The organism is Sphingomonas sp. PP-F2F-A104-K0414 (genome assembly GCF_004340945.1).
Taxonomy (GTDB): domain Bacteria; phylum Pseudomonadota; class Alphaproteobacteria; order Sphingomonadales; family Sphingomonadaceae; genus Sphingomonas.
Map to the genome: position 1 here is coordinate 82549 of NZ_SLYD01000001.1, position 19409 is coordinate 101957.

17 protein-coding genes are annotated in these 19409 nt (G+C 66.7%); 12 read left to right on the forward strand and 5 right to left on the reverse strand.

Annotation, left to right across the window (positions count from 1 at the left end):
* Positions 1-120: 120 nt before the first annotated feature.
* Both lipA and C8J46_RS00440 read left to right on the forward strand, forming a co-directional pair.
* The gene (gene lipA / locus C8J46_RS00435; protein WP_132734041.1) at positions 121-1047 is read left to right on the forward strand and encodes a lipoyl synthase; all 927 of its coding nucleotides are present in this window, start codon (positions 121-123) and stop codon (positions 1045-1047) included.
* The gene (locus tag C8J46_RS00440; RefSeq protein WP_132734043.1) at positions 1047-1520 is read left to right on the forward strand and encodes a type II toxin-antitoxin system RatA family toxin; all 474 of its coding nucleotides are present in this window, start codon (positions 1047-1049) and stop codon (positions 1518-1520) included. Before lipA ends, C8J46_RS00440 begins: the two co-directional genes overlap by 1 nt.
* Here the strand turns inward: C8J46_RS00440 and C8J46_RS00445 are convergent.
* Genes C8J46_RS00445 through C8J46_RS00455 form a run of 3 tightly spaced genes read right to left on the reverse strand, consistent with a single transcriptional unit; the run spans position 1466 to position 3653 of the window.
* Positions 1466-1981 carry a CinA family protein gene (locus C8J46_RS00445; RefSeq protein WP_132734045.1) on the reverse strand — a complete coding sequence of 172 codons (516 nt, stop codon included), beginning with the start codon at positions 1979-1981 and terminating at the stop codon, positions 1466-1468. The two genes, C8J46_RS00440 and C8J46_RS00445, sit on opposite strands and share 55 nt — an antisense overlap.
* On the reverse strand, positions 1981-2505 hold the full coding sequence (locus C8J46_RS00450) for a hypothetical protein (RefSeq protein ID WP_132734047.1): 525 nt from the start codon (positions 2503-2505) through the stop codon (positions 1981-1983). The genes C8J46_RS00445 and C8J46_RS00450 overlap by 1 nt, the downstream gene beginning before the upstream one ends.
* Positions 2502-3653, reverse strand: coding sequence for a bifunctional 2-C-methyl-D-erythritol 4-phosphate cytidylyltransferase/2-C-methyl-D-erythritol 2,4-cyclodiphosphate synthase (locus tag C8J46_RS00455; RefSeq protein ID WP_132734049.1), 1152 nt, complete (start codon positions 3651-3653; stop codon positions 2502-2504). Before C8J46_RS00455 ends, C8J46_RS00450 begins: the two co-directional genes overlap by 4 nt.
* A gap of 91 nt (positions 3654-3744) precedes the next feature.
* Between C8J46_RS00455 and dusB the strand changes: the two genes are divergently transcribed.
* The 7 genes from dusB (at position 3745) to hflX (ending at position 12890) form a co-directional block, all read left to right on the forward strand.
* Positions 3745-4743: a tRNA dihydrouridine synthase DusB gene (dusB, locus tag C8J46_RS00460; protein ID WP_132734051.1), complete on the forward strand. Its 999-nt coding sequence runs from the start codon at positions 3745-3747 to the stop codon at positions 4741-4743.
* A complete protein-coding gene (locus tag C8J46_RS00465) occupies positions 4730-5794 on the forward strand; it encodes an ATP-binding protein (protein WP_207894043.1) in 1065 nt (354 codons plus the stop codon). Before dusB ends, C8J46_RS00465 begins: the two co-directional genes overlap by 14 nt.
* The gene (ntrC, locus tag C8J46_RS00470) at positions 5791-7242 is read left to right on the forward strand and encodes a nitrogen regulation protein NR(I) (protein WP_132734055.1); all 1452 of its coding nucleotides are present in this window, start codon (positions 5791-5793) and stop codon (positions 7240-7242) included. Before C8J46_RS00465 ends, ntrC begins: the two co-directional genes overlap by 4 nt.
* A gap of 52 nt (positions 7243-7294) precedes the next feature.
* Positions 7295-9565 (forward strand): ATP-binding protein, encoded by a 2271-nt coding sequence (locus C8J46_RS00475; RefSeq protein ID WP_132734057.1) that lies wholly within the window; start codon positions 7295-7297, stop codon positions 9563-9565.
* A gap of 4 nt (positions 9566-9569) precedes the next feature.
* The gene (locus C8J46_RS00480; protein ID WP_132734059.1) at positions 9570-10946 is read left to right on the forward strand and encodes a sigma-54 dependent transcriptional regulator; all 1377 of its coding nucleotides are present in this window, start codon (positions 9570-9572) and stop codon (positions 10944-10946) included.
* Positions 10947-11049: 103 nt separating this feature from the next.
* Positions 11050-11601, forward strand: coding sequence for an RNA chaperone Hfq (gene hfq, locus C8J46_RS00485; protein ID WP_132734061.1), 552 nt, complete (start codon positions 11050-11052; stop codon positions 11599-11601).
* On the forward strand, positions 11598-12890 hold the full coding sequence (hflX, locus tag C8J46_RS00490) for a GTPase HflX (protein ID WP_132734063.1): 1293 nt from the start codon (positions 11598-11600) through the stop codon (positions 12888-12890). Before hfq ends, hflX begins: the two co-directional genes overlap by 4 nt.
* Here hflX and mazG read toward each other — a convergent pair.
* Positions 12871-13605: a nucleoside triphosphate pyrophosphohydrolase gene (gene mazG / locus C8J46_RS00495; protein WP_132735240.1), complete on the reverse strand. Its 735-nt coding sequence runs from the start codon at positions 13603-13605 to the stop codon at positions 12871-12873. The two genes, hflX and mazG, sit on opposite strands and share 20 nt — an antisense overlap.
* Before the next feature lie 290 nt (positions 13606-13895).
* On the opposite strand from mazG, the gene C8J46_RS00500 reads away from it, so the two are divergent.
* Genes C8J46_RS00500 through C8J46_RS00510 form a run of 3 tightly spaced genes read left to right on the forward strand, consistent with a single transcriptional unit; the run spans position 13896 to position 18150 of the window.
* A complete protein-coding gene (locus tag C8J46_RS00500) occupies positions 13896-14573 on the forward strand; it encodes an ABC transporter ATP-binding protein (protein WP_132734065.1) in 678 nt (225 codons plus the stop codon).
* Positions 14570-17077, forward strand: a complete 2508-nt coding sequence (locus C8J46_RS00505) for an FtsX-like permease family protein (RefSeq protein WP_132734067.1) — start codon at positions 14570-14572, stop codon at positions 17075-17077. Before C8J46_RS00500 ends, C8J46_RS00505 begins: the two co-directional genes overlap by 4 nt.
* Positions 17077-18150: a carotenoid 1,2-hydratase gene (locus tag C8J46_RS00510; RefSeq protein WP_132734069.1), complete on the forward strand. Its 1074-nt coding sequence runs from the start codon at positions 17077-17079 to the stop codon at positions 18148-18150. Before C8J46_RS00505 ends, C8J46_RS00510 begins: the two co-directional genes overlap by 1 nt.
* On the opposite strand, the gene C8J46_RS00515 is transcribed toward C8J46_RS00510, so the two are convergent.
* Complete coding sequence (locus C8J46_RS00515; protein WP_132734071.1) at positions 18126-19343, reverse strand: MFS transporter; 1218 nt, start codon at positions 19341-19343, stop codon at positions 18126-18128. The genes C8J46_RS00510 and C8J46_RS00515 overlap by 25 nt on opposite strands.
* Positions 19344-19409: the final 66 nt, after the last annotated feature.

Below are 19409 nucleotides of genomic sequence, written 5' to 3' on the forward strand. Positions count from 1 at the left end.
TGACAAACTTGTCATGTTGAAACTGGTTCCATGATTTTATCCGGTTCGTCCGATGGTTCCAACCCGCCGACATGGCCCGCCACCATTGTCTCAGCGGCAGGGCGGGGCTATCTGGCGTGCATGAACGACATGACCCCGATGGTTGCACCGGTCCGTGCGCGCAAGCCCGACTGGATCCGCGTCAAGGCGCCGACCTCCGCTGGCTTCGCAAAAACGCGTGAGCTCATGCGGTCCAAAAGCCTCACCACCGTGTGCGAAGAGGCGGCGTGTCCGAATATCGGCGAATGCTGGTCGAAGAAGCATGCGACGGTTATGATCCTCGGCGACACGTGCACGCGGGCGTGCGCGTTCTGCAACGTCAAGACCGGCATGCCGCGCGCGGTGGATCGCATGGAGCCGCAGAACGTGGCCGATGCGGCCGCACAGATGGGCCTCAACCACATCGTCATCACGTCGGTCGATCGTGACGATCTTCCGGACGGTGGCGCGTCGCAGTTCGTGAAGGTCATCCAGGCGATCCGCGCGTCGAACCCGACGACGACGATCGAGATCCTGACCCCGGACTTCCGCAACAAGGCGCAGGCGGCGATCGAGTCGATCGTCGAGGCGCGTCCCGACGTCTACAACCATAACCTCGAGACGGTGCCGCGGCTTTATCCGACGATCCGCCCAGGTGCGCGCTATTACGCGTCGCTGCGGCTGCTGGAGAGCGTGAAGCGCCACGATCCGTCGATCTTCACCAAGTCGGGCGTGATGCTCGGGCTCGGCGAGGAACGTCTGGAGATCCATCAGGTGATGGACGACATGCGCTGCGCCGACATCGATTTCCTGACGATGGGCCAGTATCTCCAGCCCACGCCGCGCCACGCCAAGGTTGCCGAGTTCGTGCCGCCCAAGGCGTTCGACGCCTATGCCTCGATCGCCCGCGCGAAGGGTTTCCTGCTGGTCGCGTCGTCGCCGCTGACGCGGTCGAGCTATCATGCGGGTGACGACTTCGAGCGGTTGCGCGCGAACCGCGATGCCAAGCTGGGCGTCGCGCGCATCTGATGCCGAAGCATTCGGAAACGCGCCATTTGCCCTACACGCCTGAGCAGATGTTCGACTTGGTCGCCGATGTCGGTCGCTACGCCGAGTTCCTGCCGTGGGTCAGCGCGATGCGCGTGCGCTCGAACAGCGAGACCGAGACGCTCGCCGACATGATCGTCGGCTTCAAGGGCCTGCGCGAGACGTTCACGTCGCGCGTGCAGAAGGTCCGGCCGAGCGAACTCAACGTCGATTACGTCGATGGCCCGCTCAAGTATCTGCGTAACGAATGGCATTTCCGACCCGAGCCGCAGGGCTGCGCGGTCGACTTCACCGTCGACTTCGCATTCAAGAACCGGATGTTCGAGCTGATCGCGGGCCAAGTGTTCGGTGCCGCGTTGCGAAAGATGATCGGCGCGTTCGAAACGCGCGCCGCCGAACTCTATGGTGCGGATGCATCCGGCAGCAAGAGTTCGAGCGCCCACAACGCGGCCTGAAGCCGGATCCCGCCTCGGCCGAGATCGCCGAAGTCCTTGCGATCGGCATGGACGTCGGAAGGGTCGCCGCCCTTCTCCGCACGGCCGAACACGACCGTGCCGACCGGCTTCTTAAGCGAACCGCCACCGGGGCCCGCCACGCCGGTTATAGCCACGGCGATGTCGGCGCCCGACTGCTTGAGCGCGGCCTGCGCCATGCTCCAGGCGACCGCGATCGAGACCGCGCCGAACGTTTCGAGCACGTCCGAACTGATCTTGAGCACGCCGAGCTTGGCTTCGTTCGAATAGGTGACGAAGCCGACTTCGAACACGTCGGACGATCCGGGAATCTCGGTCAATGCAGCCGCGACGAGGCCGCCGGTGCAGCTTTCGGCGACCGCGACACGTCGGCCGATCGCGCGGTTCTGCTCGACGACCTTACGCGCGGCGTCGACCAGGTCGGCGGGAAGGATGGTATCCATCAGCGTGTCTCCACCGGGCAGAGCAGCATCGCCACCGCGGCGATATCACCGCTGCGCGACTTCTGGGATTTAAGGTACCGCAACGTCTCGACGACGATGCCCGCCGTGTTGCGCGGTGGCAAGGGCTGGAGCAGCGTCACCATCCGGTCGATCGTCCCGCAATCGCGCGTCGCGATCCGCCCGACGATCTGCGGCACCAGCAGCGTGGTCAGCAGTGGCCGCGCAAAATCCGAATCGAGCATCGCGTCGACCGCAGGATCGCTCAGCTTGACGATGGCGGCGCGCGCCGCGGGCCAGGCCCGGTCGGATTCGATCTGATACCGGTCGATCAGGCCGCTCGACTGCGACCGGATGAGACTGGCGGCGGGAAGCTGTGCCGCGCAGACACGACCGGTCTCACGCAGGATGTCGGGCATCGCGACGAGTGTGAGCGATTCGGCCTCGGGTCCAGTGATGCAGCGCGGTTGCGCAACCGCCGGGCTGGCGAGCAGAGCAATGGAAGCTAGTGCAGCGGCGATCTTCATGCCGGCATTCCTGGAACGCGCACGGTCGCGATGGCCTGCGCCGCAATCCCTTCGCCACGGCCTGTGAAGCCGAGGCGCTCGGTCGTCGTCGCCTTGACGCTGACCCGGTCGAGCGTGAGCCCAAGCAAGTCCGCGATCCGCGCGGTCATCGCCGCTCGGTGTGGCCCGATCTTCGGCGCCTCGCACATGATCGTCAGGTCGACGAAATCGATCCGGCCACGCTTGTCGGCGATCAGCTTGGCCGCGTGCTGGAGGAACTGCGCGGAGTCGGCGCCCTTCCACTGCGGATCGCTCGGCGGGAAATGCGTGCCGATATCGCCCGCCGCGATCGTCCCCAGCAGCGCGTCGGTCAGCGCGTGAAGCGCGACGTCGGCGTCGCTATGCCCCGACAGTCCCTTGTCGTGCGGGATCAGGACGCCGCCGAGCCAGAGTTCTTCGCCGGTTTCGAGCCGGTGGACATCGAAGCCCATCGCGGTGCGGGTTTCGTAGGCGACCCGCGCTTCGGCGGCCGCGAAATCTTCGGGATGGGTGACTTTCTCGAGCATCGCCGAGCCCTGCACCAACGCGACGCCGACGCCAAGCCGTCGCACCATCTGCGCATCGTCAGTCGCCTCTTCGTCGGCAGGCCAGACCGCGTGCGCGGCGCGCAAGGCCTCCACCGCAAACGCCTGGGGAGTTTGCACCCGGTTGAGGTCCGCGCGCGGCACGATGTCACCCAGCAGGCCACTGCCGCGCGCGAGCGTATCGGTCACCGGGAGCACCGGAATCGCCGCGTCCCTAATCTTCAAGGCGGCGACGAGCGAATCGATAACCGCGGCAGGCAGGAAGGGGCGGGCGGCGTCGTGGATCAACACATGCGTCGCACCGCCGACTGCCGCGACCCCGTTCGCGACCGACTCGCGCCGGGTCGCACCACCAATGACGATCGTCGCACCGCGCCCCAGTGCGTCGATCGCCATCGCCTGCTGCCCTTCGGCTACGACGACGATCGTCTCGGCAATCGAAGGATGCGCGGCGAACGCGGCGTGCGAATAGGCGATCATCGGTCGCCCACCGATCCGCGCATATTGCTTGGGAACCGATCCCCCGGCGCGCACACCGGTTCCGGCTGCGACGATGATCGCGACGATACGCTGTCCCTGTGTCATCCCCGCGACCTAGCGGTTCGCCCCCGCGCTCGCCAGTCTTGCGAGAAACGGCCAGACAGGGTAGGGCCGTGCCTCTTTTTCAGGCACATTCATGCGTAATCTATCCCCCATCCAGATCGGTCCCGTCCGGATCGAAAGCCCCGTCGTGCTCGCGCCGATGACCGGCGTCACCGACATGCCGTTCCGCACGCTCGTGCGACGCTATGGCTCTGGCCTCAACGTCACCGAGATGGTGGCGAGCCAGGCCGCGATCCGCGAGACCCGCCAGTCGCTCCAGAAGGCGGCGTGGGACCGGCTGGAAGAGCCGGTGTCGATGCAGCTGATCGGCTGCACCCCGTACGAGATGGGCGAGGCCGCCAAGCTCAGTCAGGATCGCGGCGCGGCGATCATCGACATCAACATGGGCTGCCCGGTGCGCAAAGTCGTCAACGGCGACGCGGGCTCGGCGCTGATGCGTGACACCAAGCTCGCCAGCGCGATCATCGAAGCGACGGTCAAGGCGGTCGACGTGCCCGTGACGTTGAAGATGCGGATGGGCTGGTGCCACGACAGCCTCAACGCCCCCGATCTCGCACGGATCGCCGAAGATCTCGGCATCAAGCTGATCACCGTCCACGGCCGCACGCGCAACCAGATGTACAAGGGCAGCGCCGACTGGGGCTTCGTCCGCAAGGTCAAAGACGCGGTCACGGTCCCGGTGATCGTCAACGGCGACATCTGCACCATCGAGGACGCCGAAGCGGCGATGGACCAGTCGGGCGCGGACGGCCTGATGATCGGCCGCGGCAGCTACGGTCGCCCGTGGGTGCTCGGCCAGGTGATGGAGTGGTTCGCCACCGGCCGCCGCATCGAAGACCCGTCGATCACCGAGCAATATGACGCGATCGCAGGGCATTACGAGGCGATGCTCGAACATTACGGGATCGAGACCGGCGTCAACATGGCGCGCAAGCACATCGGCTGGTACACCAAGGGGCTGCCCGGTTCGGCCGAGTTCCGCAACAAGGTGAACCAGGTGCCCGATCCCAAGCAGGTCAAGGCGATGCTCGCCGAATTCTACGCGCCCTGGCGTGACCTTGCGGCGGCCTGACACCAGTTCACGCGGACGGCCGGGTTTCGCGGATCTGTTCGCCGCGCTCCCGGTCGCGGTCGTCGTCGTCGATCCCGACCACCGTGTCGCGCACGCCAATGCGCTCGCCGAGCAACTGCTGAACTTGTCCGAGCGGCTGATGATCGGCCAGCCGCTCGACGCGATCATCCCGCCGCCCGACGATCCGCGTAACCGCGATGGCCACGGCCTGGCGGTCTACGACACCGAGATAGCGACCGCGCGCGGCGTGAAGATCCGCGTCGATTTTGCCGAGACGCAGATCGCCGACTATCCCGGCTGGCGCGCCATCACGCTCCATTCCGCCGCAACCTCGCGGCGCCTCGGCCATTCCGCAGACCGCGCGGCCGGAGCCAGGGCTGCGGTCGGTGCGGCCGCAATGCTGGCGCACGAGATCAAGAACCCGCTTTCGGGCATCCGCGGTGCCGCCCAACTGCTCGGCGCCGGTGAATTGACCACGCTGATCGTCACCGAGGTCGACCGCATCGCCGCGTTGATCGATCGGATGCAGGATTTCAGCGACACGCGGCCGCTGCCGCTGGCCAGCGAGAACATCTATCCGCTGCTCGGCCATGCCCGCCGGCTCGCGCTCGCCGGGTTCGCGCGCGGCATCACGATCGAGGAACGCTTCGATCCCTCGCTTCCGCCAGCCCAGATCAACCGTGACGCGCTGCTCCAGATCATCATAAACCTGCTCAAGAACGCGCGCGAAGCCGTTCGAGACGAACGCGAACCCCGCATCGTCATGACGACCGCCTACCGTCACGGCATTACCGTCAGCTCGGGCCCAGGCAAACCGCGCCTGCCGCTGCCGATCGAGATCTGCGTCTTCGACAATGGGCCGGGCGCTCCCGCCGACATCGCCGATCACCTGTTCGATCCGTTCGTCTCCGGCCGTCGCGAAGGACAGGGGCTAGGTCTCGCGCTGGTCGACAAGCTCACGCGCGACATGGGCGGGATCGTCCAATATGCCCGCGAAGGAAATCCCGAGATGACCGTCCTCCGCCTGTTACTGCCAAGGGCCGCATCATGAGCACCGTCCTGGTCGTCGACGACGATGCCGCGATCCGCACCGTCGTCGCGCAGGCACTCCGCCGGGCGGGGCATGACGTCACCGTCGCCGACAGTCTGGCGCAACTCGAACGCGCGCTCGCGGCCTCGCTTCCCGACGTCCTCGTCACCGACGTCATTCTCCCCGACGGGGACGGCATCGATCACGTCCGCAGCGTCGCCGCGCGCTTTCCACTGCTGCCGATCATCGTCCTCTCGGCCCAGAACACGCTGACCACCGCGGTCCGAGCGGCCGAAGTCGGTGCCTACGAATACCTCCCCAAGCCGTTCGACCTCGACGTCCTTACGCGTGCGGTCGCCGGTGCGCTTGCCCGTGGCGGCATGGTCAGCGAGGATGCGCTCCACGACGCGGATCGCGCGCTCCCGCTGATCGGGCGCTCGGCGGCGATGCAGGACGTCTATCGGATCATCGCCCGGGTCGTCTCGAACGACCTGACCGTGCTGATCTCGGGCGAATCAGGCACCGGCAAGGAACTCGTCGCACGTGCGATCCACGATCTCGGACCGCGCAGCGCCGCGCCGTTCGTAGCAATCAACATGGCGGCGATCCCGCGCGAACTGATCGAGGCCGAGCTGTTCGGGCATGAGCGCGGTGCCTTCACCGGCGCGGCAACGCGCAATGCCGGGCGGTTCGAGCAGGCGTCGGGCGGCACGCTGTTCCTCGACGAGATCGGCGACATGCCGATGGATGCGCAGACCCGCCTGTTGCGCGTGCTTCAGTCGGGCGAGTTCACCAGCGTCGGCGGCGCGCGGACGATCCGCGTCGACGTCCGTATCGTCGCCGCAACCAACCGCGATCTGGCATCGCAGGTCGCTAATGGCCAGTTTCGCGAAGACCTGTTCTACCGCCTCAACGTCGTGCCGATCGCGCTGCCGGCATTGCGCGAGCGGCGGCAGGACATCGCCTTGCTTGCGCGCCACTTCCTCGACCACGCCGCCATGCAAGGCCTGCCACGCCGCCAACTCGGCGGCGACGCGCTGACCGAACTGGGGGCGCACGACTGGCCCGGCAATGTCCGTGAACTCGAGAATCTGATGCGCCGTCTCGCCGTGCTGGCGCGTGACGAGGTGATCGACGCCGAGGCGATCCGGGCAATGATCGGCACCCAGGCGGCGTCGAGCGAAGCGGTCGAGATCGAGATCGGCCAGGCGGTGCGCGCGATGATCGACCGGATCGCGCGCGAAGATCCCGCATCGCTCGACGATGGCACGCTCTACGACCGCGTGATCGGCGAAGTCGAACGCCCGCTGATCGAGGCGATGCTCGCGCGCCACGGCCAGAATCAGCTTCGCGCGGCGCGCGCGCTCGGCATCAACCGCAATACGCTCCGCAAAAGGCTCGATACGCTCGGCATCCATATCGACAGCGGTGTCGATGCGCAGCGCGGTGACGAGGCGGAACGGCGCTGATCCTGTCATTATGTGGTTTCCTGGCAACGGTTGACGTTGTATCGGGGCAACGATGATCGCTTCCGCGACGCTACCGATGGATGATGACGGGCCCGCGCACCGGTTCGCGGTGACGCCTGCGGTCGAAGCGCTTGTGCTGGGCGTCGCGATCGCGATCGCCGTGGCCAGCTATTTCGTCATCACCGGCTCCGACGCACCGCAGCGTCTGTTGGCCCCGCCGCTCGTCGCGCTGCTGCTCGTCGCCAATCTCGTGCCGGGGATCGCCCTGCTCATGCTGCTGGGGCGGCGCGTGGCGATGCGGCGTGCGGCGCGTTCGCCGGTCGGTGGTGGCGGTCGCCTCCACGTCCGCCTCGTCGCATTGTTCTCGATCGTTGCGGCGGTGCCGATGCTGCTGGTGACGATCTTTGCGTCGCTGCTGTTCCAGTACGGCGTCCAGTTCTGGTATTCCGACCAGGCGCGCGGAATGCTTGAGAATGCGACCGGGCTTGCCCAGTCGTCCTACGCCCGCCAGCTTAACCGATGGCAGGAAGCCACCGTGACGATGGCGAGCGACATGTCCGCCTATCTCCGCGAACGCTCGCTGCAGAGCCCGGATTTTTCCGGTTGGTTCCTCCAACAGGTCTATTTTCGCAGCCTCTCGGAAGCGGCGTTGTTCAAACTGTCCCCCCAGCAGGGGATCCAGACGCTGGCGATCGTCAACCCGTACGAGATCGACTTTACGCGTCGCGTCACCCCCTCGGCGATCGCCGAGCTACGGTCGGGCAAGAGCGCGGTCGTGGCGGTGACGGGCGATCGTATCCAGACGATCACGATGCTGCCGGGATCTGACGAGCTGTTCCTCTATGCGGGCCGCGTCGAGGATACGAAATTACTGTCCGAACAGACCACGCGCGCGAACGATGTGCTGAAGAGTTATCGATCGCTTCTGGCCAGGGCGCGCAGCCTGCAACTGCAGTTCAATGCGGCACTGCTGCTGATCTCGTTGTTGATCGTCGGGATTGCGGTGTGGATCGCGCTGGCGGTCGCGGATCGCCTCGTCCGGCCGGTCGGCGAGCTCGTCGACGCCGCGCGCCGGGTGGCAGGCGGCGACCTGACCGCACGCGTGCCCGATCCGCGCAGCCGCGACGAGGTCGGCACGCTCGCCAACGCGTTCAATCAGATGACCGGGCAGCTGGAGGCGCAGAACACCGAACTCGTCACCGCCAACGGCCAGCTCGAAAGCCGCCGCGCGCTGATCGAGGCGGTGATGGCGGGCGTCTCCGCGGGCGTCGTCGCGACCGGACGCGAGCGGACGATCACGATCGCCAATGATTCGGCGACGACGTTGCTTGGCACCGATGCCGGCGGGCTGGTCGGTCGGCGACTGGTCGATGTCGCACCCGAGCTCGACGCGATGCTCGATGGCGGCGACCGCGAGGCGATCGTCGAGGTCGGGCAGGGCGGCGACGTCCGCACGCTGGCGGTGCGGATTGCGCGGCCTGCGACGGGCCCGATCCTGACCTTCGACGACATCACGCAGCAATTACTCGATCAGCGCCGTGCCGCCTGGTCCGACGTCGCGCGGCGGATCGCGCACGAGATCAAGAACCCGCTGACCCCGATTCAGCTTGCCGCCGAACGCCTGCAACGCCGCTACGGCACAAAGACCGAGATGCAGGACGGCACCTTCTCGCGGCTGACCGACACGATCATCCGTCAGGTCGGCGATCTCCGCCGGATGGTCGACGAGTTCTCGTCGTTCGCACGAATGCCCAAGCCCGTCTTCCGCGAGGAATCGCTGGTCGACGCCGCGCGGCAGGCGCTTTTCCTCCACGAGGTGGCGCATCCCGCAATCGGCTTCCATCTGGTCAACGATGATCCCGGCCTGGCGCTGGTCTGCGACCGTCGCCAGATCGGACAGGCGCTCACGAACCTCGTTAAGAACGCGGTCGAAGCCATTGAGGCAAAGGGTGAACCCGGTGGATCGGTCACCATGACGCTGAGCCAGGATCCGGGCCGGAGCGTGACCATCGCGCTGGCCGACACGGGCATCGGCCTGCCCGTCGATCGCGACCGGATCATGGAGCCCTATGTCACGACACGGGCGCGTGGCACCGGTCTCGGGCTTGCCATCGTCAAGAAGATCATTGAGGAACATTGTGGCACGATCGGGTTCTCCGATCGACCGGGTGGCGGTACACTCGTCACCATGATCTTCGATATCAGAGCGCTGACCGCGCTCGACCAAGGGGGCCTGGATCAAGGGGGGCTCGACGCAAGAGGGCCGCTACCCGAGGGGGCAGGGGATGGCCAACTCGCCACCATGACTCGCAACCGGACATGATTTGATGGCGCTCGATATTCTCGTCGTGGACGACGAACGTGACATTCGCGAACTGGTCGCCGGCGTCCTGGAGGACGAAGGCTATGCGACGCGCGATGCTGGCGACAGCGACAGCGCGCTAGAGGCGATTGCCGCGCGGCGACCATCGCTGGTGCTGCTCGACGTCTGGCTGCAAGGCTCGCGGCTCGACGGGCTAGAATTGCTCGACGAGATCAAGCGGCGCGATCCGTCGATCCCGGTGCTGGTGATCTCGGGCCACGGCAATCTCGACACCGCGGTCGCCGCCATCCGCCGCGGCGCCTCCGATTTCATCGAAAAGCCGTTCGAGGCCGAGCGCCTGTTGCTGATGGTCGCGCGCGCCACCGAGACCGAGCGGTTGCGTCGTGAGGTCGCGACGTTGCGAGCAACCGTCGGCCGCGAGACCGATCTCACCGGCAGTTCGGGATCGATCAACGGCGTCCGCGCCACGCTGAAGCGCGTCGCCGCGACCGGCAGCCGCGTGCTCATCATGGGCGGGGCAGGGGTCGGCAAGGAAGTCGCCGCCCGGCTGTTGCACGGCTGGAGCCTGCGCACCGACGCGCCGTTCATCGTCGTCAGCGCCGCACGGATGACCCCCGAGCGCGTCGACGAGGAACTGTTCGGCGTCGAGGAAGCGGGTGATCTCGTCCGTCCCGGCCTGTTCGAGCAGGCACATGGCGGCACATTGTTCCTCGACGAGATCGCCGACATGCCGATCACCACGCAGGCGAGGATCTTGCGCGCGCTGACCGACCAGAGTTTCACGCGCGTCGGCGGCACCCGAGTGGTGAAAGTCGACGTTCGCGTCGTCTCCGCGACGGCCCGCGATCTCGTGTTCGAGATCGCCGAGGGTCGGTTCCGCGAAGACCTGTACTACCGTCTCAACGTCGTCCCCGTGACGATCCCGCCGCTATCCGATCGCCGCGAGGACATCCCCGCGCTGGTCCAGCATTTCATCGCGCATTACGCGTCCGAACGCCGCGTGCCGACGCCCGAGATCGCAGCCGACGCGATGGTCGCGCTGCAATCCTATGACTGGCCCGGTAACGTCCGCCAGCTGCGCAACGTCGTCGAGCGGACGATCATCCTCGCACCGGGCGACCGGATCGGCCGGATCGACATCGACCTTTTGCCCGCCGAAGTGCTTGGCGATCAGGGCGACATGGGCGCGGCGGGCGGCACCGCGATCATGGGATCGCCGCTGCGGGAAGCACGGGAGACGTTCGAACGCGAATATCTCCGCGTCCAGATCCGGCGCTTTTCGGGAAACATCTCGCGGACGGCGAGCTTCATCGGCATGGAGCGATCGGCGCTCCACCGCAAACTGAAGCTCCTCGGCATCACCGAAACACGCGACGAATAAGGCGCCGCAATTTCGCCCCCCTCTGGAACTATTGGGGTGGCGATCATAGATCATATACGGTGCCCGGTAACCGGGTGCATCTTCGACGCTGGGAAACAGCGCCTTGCGGGCAAAGTCCCGCCAAAAACAAAGGGTTATCCCATTGGCCGATAAACCAGGCTCGCTTCAGGACCTCTTCCTGAATGCACTCCGGCGCTCCAAGACGCCGGTCACGATGTTCCTCGTCAAGGGCGTGAAGCTCCAGGGCATCGTCACATGGTTCGATAATTTTTCCGTGCTGCTCCGCCGCGACGGCCAGTCGCAGCTGATCTACAAGCACGCCATTTCGACGATCATGCCCGCCGGACCGATGGACGTGTCGGCGATCGTGGACGCGGTTGGAGAGAACCAGAAGAAGCACCCGTTGCTGCAGGACATTTTCCTCAACGCGGTGCGGAAATCCGAAGACAGCGTGACGATGTTCCTGATCAACGGCGTCATGCTGCAGGGCCAGATCGCCGGCTTCGACCTGTTCTGCATGCTTCTCCAGCGCGAAGGCATGGCACAGCTCGTCTACAAGCACGCGGTCTCGACGATCCAGCCGGCGCGCCCGCTGAACCTCGCCGAGGAACCCACTGATACGGATGATGTCGATGACGCGGACCATGACGATTGAGTAGCGGTTTCGAACGCGATCGGGACGAGTTCACCCGCGGTACGCGCGCGATCGTGGTGTTGCCCGACCAGGGTGACGCATCGCGCGACGTCGATGCTCGCTTGGAGGAGACCGCCGGTCTCGCCGCGGCGATCGGCGTCGAGGTGGTCGAGCGGATCGCTTACCGCGTTCGTCAGCCCAAGCCGGCGACGCTGATAGGCAGCGGTCAGGTCGAACTGCTCGCGACCCAGGTGCGGATGGAAGAGGCGGGGCTCGTCGTGTTCGACGCGAGTCTCAGCCCGGTCCAGCAGCGCAATCTCGAAAAGGCGCTCGAGACCAAGGTCATCGATCGCACCGGGCTGATCCTCGAGATCTTCGGCGAGCGCGCAGCGACCGCCGAGGGACGCCTGCAGGTCGAACTCGCGCATCTCGATTATCAGGCCGGCCGGCTGGTACGGAGCTGGACCCATCTCGAACGCCAGCGCGGTGGCTTCGGCTTCCTCGGCGGTCCGGGCGAGACCCAGATCGAGGCGGATCGCCGCCTGATCCGCGACCGGATGGCCCGGTTGAAGCGCGAATTGGAGCAGGTCAGCCGCACCCGTGGGCTTCACCGCGAGCGGCGCCAGCGTGCGCCGTGGCCAGTGATCGCGCTCGTCGGCTACACCAATGCGGGTAAGTCGACGCTCTTCAACCGGCTCACCGGCGCCGACGTGATGGCGGAGGACCTGCTGTTCGCCACGCTCGACCCGACGTTGCGGCAAATCCAGCTGCCCGGCATCGACAAGGCGATCCTGTCGGACACGGTCGGGTTCGTCTCCGACCTGCCGACGCAGCTGGTCGCGGCGTTCAAGGCGACGCTCGAGGAGGTCGTGTCCGCCGATCTGCTCGTCCATATTCGTGACATCGCGCATCCCGATACCGAGGCGCAGCGCACCGACGTCGAGACCGTGCTGGCCGAGATCGGCGTGGATGAAAACACGCCGCGGTTCGAGGTCTGGAACAAGCTCGATCTGCTCGATGCCGATACGCATGACGAGATCGCCGGCCAAGCTGCGCACCGCGACGACGTCGTCGCCATCTCGGCGCTGAGCGGGGAAGGGGTGGATGAGTTGATCCACCAGGTCGCCGCCAAGCTTACCGGCGCGCATCGTCGCTACAGCATCACGCTCGATGCGACCGACGGGGCGGGAGCAGCATGGTTGCATGCGCACGGTGAGGTGCTTGGCAGCTTGGATGACGAACTCGAGACGACTTACGACGTGCGGCTGTCCGAAAACGACTACGATCGGTTCATCCGCCGCGACGCTTGACCGCCTGCCACAGGGCTTCCTTCTGATCGAGTGTCATGGCGGCGAAAGCATCGCCGCCATCGGCCTCGATCGCCCTGAACCGCGCCTCAAACTTCGCATTGCCGGCGCGTAACGCCGCCTCCGGATCGATGCCGAGATGACGCGCCCAGTTCGTCACTGCGAACAGCAGGTCGCCGACTTCTTCTACCACGGTATCTGAGCCAGCTTCGCGAACTTCCTCGATTTCTTCAAAAACCTTCGCGAGCGGCCCTGCCGAATCGGGCCAGTCGAACCCTATGCGTGCTGCGCGCTTCTGCAGTTTCTCGGCGCGCGACAAGGCGGGCAGGCCGATCGCGACTCCGGCCAAGGCGCTGGGATCGGACTTCCCCGCACGCTCCGCCGCCTTGATCGTTTCCCATCCCGGCGAGGTCGCGACATCGCCGAAGATATGCGGATGGCGGCGCTCCATCTTGTCGCTGATCGCGGCGACGACATCGGCCAATGTGAACGCGCCCGATTCCTCGGCGATGCGGCTGTGGAACACGACCTGGAGCAGCAGGTCGCCAAGCTCGTCCTTGAGATCGGCAGGATCGTCGCGCGCGATCGCATCGGCAACCTCATACGCTTCCTCGATCGTGTAGGGCGCGATCGTCGACCACGTCTGCACGCGATCCCATTCGCATCCGTCGACCGGATCGCGCAACCGCGCCATGATGGACACCAACCGTTCGATCATCGAAATCATCTGCCTGTCATCAACCTATCGTATCGCCATAGCGCGCGACGTCACCAAAGCGCGACGCTCATTGCGCTGCTGACAGGCAATTGGTGGCCGGGGATCACGAACGCTCTGTATCCGGTATCAATCTCACCACCTCTGCAAGATCGATAATATATATTATGTTAAATCAGTTATCGTATCTGGCGGGTGAGGCCCTTGCTCGTCCCGGCATATGCGTCGGAAAAGCAACCTAGCGCACTCTCGTGTCACTGTCGCAAGCTCGGCGCGCATGGCATGAGCGACGCATGATTGACGATAGCCTTCTGCGCGTTTCGGGTCTTGCAAAGTCGGTGCCCGGTGGTCGCGAACTGTTCCGCAATCTCGACCTGGTCGCCCAGCGTGGCCAGTTGATCGCGATCGTCGGCGAGAGCGGCGTGGGAAAATCCACGCTGCTCAATATCCTCGCCGGTCTCGACCGCGCCGATGCCGGGCATGTCGTGGTCGAGGGCGTCGATCTCGGATCGCTCGATGAAGCCGCGTTGACCCGTCTCCGCGCGACGCGGGTCGGCTTCGTCTTCCAGGCGTTTCACGTCCTGCCGTATCTGACGCTGCGTCAAAACGTCGCTTTGCCGCTCGCGCTCGTGTCCGCCGATCGCAAGGCGCTAGCCGCGCGCGCCGACGATATGCTCGATCGCGTCGGTCTCGGCGCTCGCGGCGATGGCTATGCGCGCGATCTGTCGGGTGGCGAATTGCAGCGCGTCGCGATCGCTCGCGCCTTCGTCCATCGCCCAGCAATCATTCTCGCCGACGAGCCGACCGGCAATCTCGATCCCGATACCGCGGCAAGTGTTCTCGACCTGTTCTCAACGGCAGTCCGCGAGGACGGGGCCGCGGCGATCATCGTCACGCATTCCGAAGCCGCCGCGGCGATTGCGGACGTCGTCCTGACACTGACCGCGACGGGTCTGGAACGGCGGCCGTGAGCCTCGTGTCGGCGCGGCTTGCGCTGGGTTGGTTGATCGGCGGGGAATGGCGTGCGCACCCTGCCCGGCTCGCCCTCACCGCGGTTGCGATCGCGATCGGCGTGGCGCTCGGCTTCGCGGTTCATCTCGTCAACGGGTCGGCGCTGACGTCGTTCGAAGGCGCGCTGCGGACCGTCAACGGCAGCGCGGATGTCCAGGTCAACGCGACCACACCGCTGGGCTTTGACGAGGCGCTGTACGCCAGGGTCTCGACTGCGTCCGGCGTCGCCGATGCAAGTCCGGTCGTCGTGCTACGCGCCACAGCCGGCAAAGCGCGCTTCACGCTGCTGGGTCTCGACGTGATCCGCGCGGCACAGGTTACGCCGTCGCTGGTCGGCATCGCGCCCGCCGGGATCGACCGTCGCACCGACGACGCGTTCGATGAACAAGCGCTGTTCCTCTCGTCAGCGGCGATGCGCGCTATCGGCACCAAGCCGGGCGACAGGCTGACCGTCGCCGCGAACGGTCGGGCCACGCCGTTGCGCATCGCCGGTGCCCTTCCCGGCGTCGCGGAAGGCCAGGCGATTGGCGTCGTCGACATCGCCACTGCGCAGTGGCGGTTCGGCAGGCTGGACCGGCTGGACCGGATCGACGTCAAGCAGGCAGATGGGGCGTCGACAGCCGCGCTCGCCACGATCCTGCCGCGCGACGCGACGATCGGGACCAGCGCCAGCGATGCCTCGCGCAGCGACGCGCTGTCGCGTGCCTATCGCGTCAACCTCGACATGCTCGCGCTCGTCGCGTTGCTGACCGGCGGCTTTCTGGTGTTCTCCGCGCAGTCGCTGTCGGTCGCGCGCCGGCTGCGGGCCTTCGCCCTGATCCGCACGCTTGGCCTGCCACGCAACGGGATCGTCGCCACCGTCGCGCTCGAAGGTCTCGCGATCGGCGTGATCGGGGCGAGCCTTGGACTGCTGCTCGGTTATGCGCTCGCCTATGCCGCGCTGACCCGGTTCGGTGGCGATCTCGGCGCAGGCTATTTCGCCGATGGCAGCGTCCGTCTGACCTTCGCCCCCGCCGTCGCGGTCGGCTTCTTCTCGCTCGGGCTGCTCGCAGCGGTCGCGGGCAGCGTCCTCCCGGCGCGTATCGCCGCCCGTGCCGCGCCTGCCGCCGCGCTGCGCAATGCGGGCGACGTGATCGATCCGCGCACGCCGGTACCCTGGATCCCTGCCGCGGTCCTGATCGCGGTCGGCGGCGTCGCGGCGCTGATTCCGGCGATCGGCGGACTGCCATTGTTCGGGTTTGCGAGCATGGCGCTGATCCTTGCGGGCGGCATCGCCGGCATGCCCTGGCTCGCGCGGACGTTGCTGAGCCCCCTCGCCCGCCGCCCGGACCGCAACGTCGCAACGGGCCTCGCAATCCGTCATCTTCACGGCGCCCCCGGCCAGGCCGCCACCGCGCTGTGCGGGATCGTCGCCAGTACCGCGCTGATGATCGCGATGGCGGTAATGGTCACCAGCTTCCGCGGCGCGGTCGACGAATGGCTCGGCCAGATCCTGTCGGACGACCTGTATCTGCGGGTCGAGGGTGGCACCGGCTATGATCCCGCCGCGCAGGCGGTCCTCCGCGCGACGCCCGGCGTGGCCCGCATCGCGTTCAGCCGTCAGGTGCCGCTTACGCTTCGCGCCGATCGTCCCCCCGTGACTCTGATCGCCCGTCCGGTCGCTGACGGCGAGGATCCGACGCTGGTATTGCTCGACAAGGCCGAGCGTCTCCCCGCCGGCACGACACCGATCTGGCTCTCCGAACCTGCCGCCCGGCTTTATGGCTGGAAGGTCGGCGCACCCGTCACGCTTCCGCTCGCCGGTCGCTATGCGGTCGCCGGCATCTGGCGCGACTATGCCCGACAGCAGGGAGCAATCGTCATCCGCGACACCGACTATGCGAAGGCGACGGGCGACCTTACCCGCACCGAGGCGGCGATCACGCTTCGCCCCGCCGCCAACGCCCGCGAAGTCCAACGCGCGCTCGCCGCCCGCTCCCCCCGCGCGCTCGCCAGCCTGATCTCGATCGCCCAACCGGCGACATTGCGCCGCTACGCGCTCGAACTGTTCGACCGCAGCTTCGCCGTCACCTATCTGCTCGAGGCGGTCGCGATCCTCGTCGGGCTGGCCGGGGTCGCTGCGACGATGTCTGCGCAGACCATCGCCCGCACGCGCGAGTTCGGCATGCTCCGCCACATCGGCGTCTCGAAACGCCAGATCATCGCGATGCTGGCCAGCGAAGGCGCGCTGCTCGGGCTGGTCGGCGAGATCGCTGGCATAGCGCTCGGCGGCATCATGGCACAGGTTCTCGTCCACGTTATCAATCCGCAGTCGTTCAACTGGACGATGGCAACGCGGGTGCCCTGGGGTATTGTCGTCAGCGTCGCAGGCGCACTGGTCATTGCCGCCGCGGGAACCGCCACGCTCGCCGGACGCCGCGCGATTGCCGCCGACGCGGTCCGCATGGTCAGGGAGGATTGGTGATGCGCCGCTCGGTCAAATCCGTTCTCACCGTCGCCGCGCTCGCGCTGACCGCCGCGATGCCTGCCGCGACCGATTATCCCGTCGTCCGCCCCGGCGCGCGCTTCGCCTTCCCGCGCGAGCACGGCGCCCACCCCGCATTCCGTACCGAATGGTGGTACGTCACCGGCCTGCTCAAGACCCGCGAAGGCCGTGATCTCGGCTTCCAGATCACCTTCTTCCGCACCACACCCAAAACCGACGCCGCCAACCCCAGCCGGTTCGCGCCAAAGCAGATTTTGTTCGCGCATGCCGCCTTGTCGGACCCGAACATCGGCCATCTACTCCACGGCGAACGCGCAGCCCGCGCCGGCTTCGGCCTTGCCCAAGCCCGGATTGGCGACACCGACGTGACCTTGCGCGACTGGCGGATCCGCCGCCTCCCCGACGGTCGCTTCGTCACTGCCGTCGCGACGCCCGACTTCGCGCTCGCGCTGACCCTCACTCCACGCCAATCCCCGCTGCTCGAAGGCCAGGATGGCTACAGCCAGAAGGGCCCCCGCCCTGAGCAGGCGAGCTATTATTACTCGGTCCCTCACCTCGCCATCACGGGAAGCCTCACCCGCGACAGGAAGGCGCAGCCGGTCACCGGCCAGGCGTGGCTCGATCGCGAATGGTCGTCGGATTATCTCGGCGGCGGTGCGGTCGGCTGGGACTGGACCGGGCTCAACCTCGACGATGGCGGCGCGCTGATGGCGTTCCGGATCCGGGGGGCTGGCGGCAAACAGGTCTGGGCCGGCGGCTCGCTCCGTCGCGCAGATGGCCGCGTCGTCCGGTTCGCGCCCGGCGACGTCCGCTTTGATCCGCTCAGGCAGTGGCGCTCGCCGCGCACCGGCGCGCTCTACCCCGTCACGCAACGGCTCAGCATCCGCCTGCCCGAAGGCGTCCGCCGGTTCGACCTGAACCCGCTATTCGCCGATCAGGAGCTCGACGCACGGCGCAGCGGCATGCCGGTCTATTGGGAGGGCGCGGTCCGCACGGCCGGCGGCAGCGGCTATCTCGAACTCACTGGTTACGCGGATCCGCTCAGGATGTGATCGCCGCGCGGCTCGGTCAGGAACAGCGCGAACGCCGCCACCGCCAGCCCGCCGCCAACCGCCATCGTCGCGGTCCAGCCGCCATGATACAGGCTGAACGACGCCAGCATCGATCCCGCCGCCCCGCCGAGGAACACGACGGTCATGTAGATCGCATTGATCCGCCCGCGCGCCTCGGGCGCGATCGAATAGATCACGCGCTGGCCGAGCACCTGGTTCAACTGCGTCGCGGCATCGAGCAGCACCGCCGCGAGCGCCAGCACGATCAGCATGTGCACTGCGCCCGCCCAGCCCGCGACCATGCAGGCGAGGATAGCGCTGCCCAGCGCGATCCCGGTCCCTATCCGGATATAGCCGCGGTCCCCCAACCGGCCGGCGATCGGCGCGGTCAGCGCACCGCCCGCTCCCGCCAGCGCGAACAGAGCGATACCGACTTGTCCCAGACCGAACTTCCGCGCGAGCACCAGCGGCACCGCGGTCCAGAACAGGTTGAAGATCGCGAACATCGTCGCCTGATACGCCGTCCGCCGCCGGATCGCCGGCGTCCGCGCGAGCAGCCGGAAGCTCGACGCAAGGATCTGGCCATAGCCGAGACCCGGGCTCGGTCGCCGCTCGGGCAGCATCTTGGCCAGCAACAGCGCGAGTGCGACCATCGCCACCGCCGACACGGCAAAGATCGCGCGCCATCCGGCCACCGACGCGAGCCCGCTCGCCAGCGGCCGCGCGAGCATGATCCCGGTGATCAACCCGGCCATGATGTTGCCGATCACCTGGCCGCGCTTGGCATCCGGCGCCAGGTGCGCGGCGAGCGGCACCATGATCTGCGCTCCGACCGAACAGAAGCCGGTAACGAACGAGAATAGTAGGAAGCTCATGGCGCCGTTGGAGAATACGACGCCGATCAGGCCGACCGTCGTCCCCGCGACCATCATCAGGATAAGCCGGCGATTCTCGACCAGATCGGCGAGCGACACGATCAGCAGCAGGCCCGCGCCATAGCCGAGCTGCGTCAGCGTCACGATCAGCCCGGCGGTGCTGCCGTGAAGCCCTAGCGCCGGCGCGATCTCGCCGATCAGCGCCTGTGCGTAATAGAGGTTGGCCACCATCATGCCGCACGCGACCGCGAACACGGTGGTCAAAGCGGTCGTCATTCCGGAGGAAGTCTCGGGCGTCTTGCTGTCGGTATCCGTCATTGCGGTCGCGTTTACGGAAATGCCGTCGCCCGCGCCAGCTTAGCATCTGGAAACCTGTCGCGACCC

Bases quoted from the DNA above. Each gene is read 5' to 3' on its own strand.
- lipA (WP_132734041.1), top strand. From the start codon at position 121: ATGAACGACATGACCCCGATGGTTGCACCGGTCCGTGCGCGCAAGCCC.
- C8J46_RS00440 (WP_132734043.1), top strand. From the start codon at position 1,047: ATGCCGAAGCATTCGGAAACGCGCCATTTGCCCTACACGCCTGAGCAG.
- C8J46_RS00445 (WP_132734045.1), bottom strand. From the start codon at position 1,981: ATGGATACCATCCTTCCCGCCGACCTGGTCGACGCCGCGCGTAAGGTC.
- C8J46_RS00450 (WP_132734047.1), bottom strand. From the start codon at position 2,505: ATGAAGATCGCCGCTGCACTAGCTTCCATTGCTCTGCTCGCCAGCCCG.
- C8J46_RS00455 (WP_132734049.1), bottom strand. From the start codon at position 3,653: ATGACACAGGGACAGCGTATCGTCGCGATCATCGTCGCAGCCGGAACC.
- dusB (WP_132734051.1), top strand. From the start codon at position 3,745: ATGCGTAATCTATCCCCCATCCAGATCGGTCCCGTCCGGATCGAAAGC.
- ntrC (WP_132734055.1), top strand. From the start codon at position 5,791: ATGAGCACCGTCCTGGTCGTCGACGACGATGCCGCGATCCGCACCGTC.
- C8J46_RS00475 (WP_132734057.1), top strand. From the start codon at position 7,295: ATGATCGCTTCCGCGACGCTACCGATGGATGATGACGGGCCCGCGCAC.
- C8J46_RS00480 (WP_132734059.1), top strand. From the start codon at position 9,570: ATGGCGCTCGATATTCTCGTCGTGGACGACGAACGTGACATTCGCGAA.
- mazG (WP_132735240.1), bottom strand. From the start codon at position 13,605: ATGATCGAACGGTTGGTGTCCATCATGGCGCGGTTGCGCGATCCGGTC.
- C8J46_RS00500 (WP_132734065.1), top strand. From the start codon at position 13,896: ATGATTGACGATAGCCTTCTGCGCGTTTCGGGTCTTGCAAAGTCGGTG.
- C8J46_RS00510 (WP_132734069.1), top strand. From the start codon at position 17,077: ATGCGCCGCTCGGTCAAATCCGTTCTCACCGTCGCCGCGCTCGCGCTG.
- C8J46_RS00515 (WP_132734071.1), bottom strand. From the start codon at position 19,343: ATGACGGATACCGACAGCAAGACGCCCGAGACTTCCTCCGGAATGACG.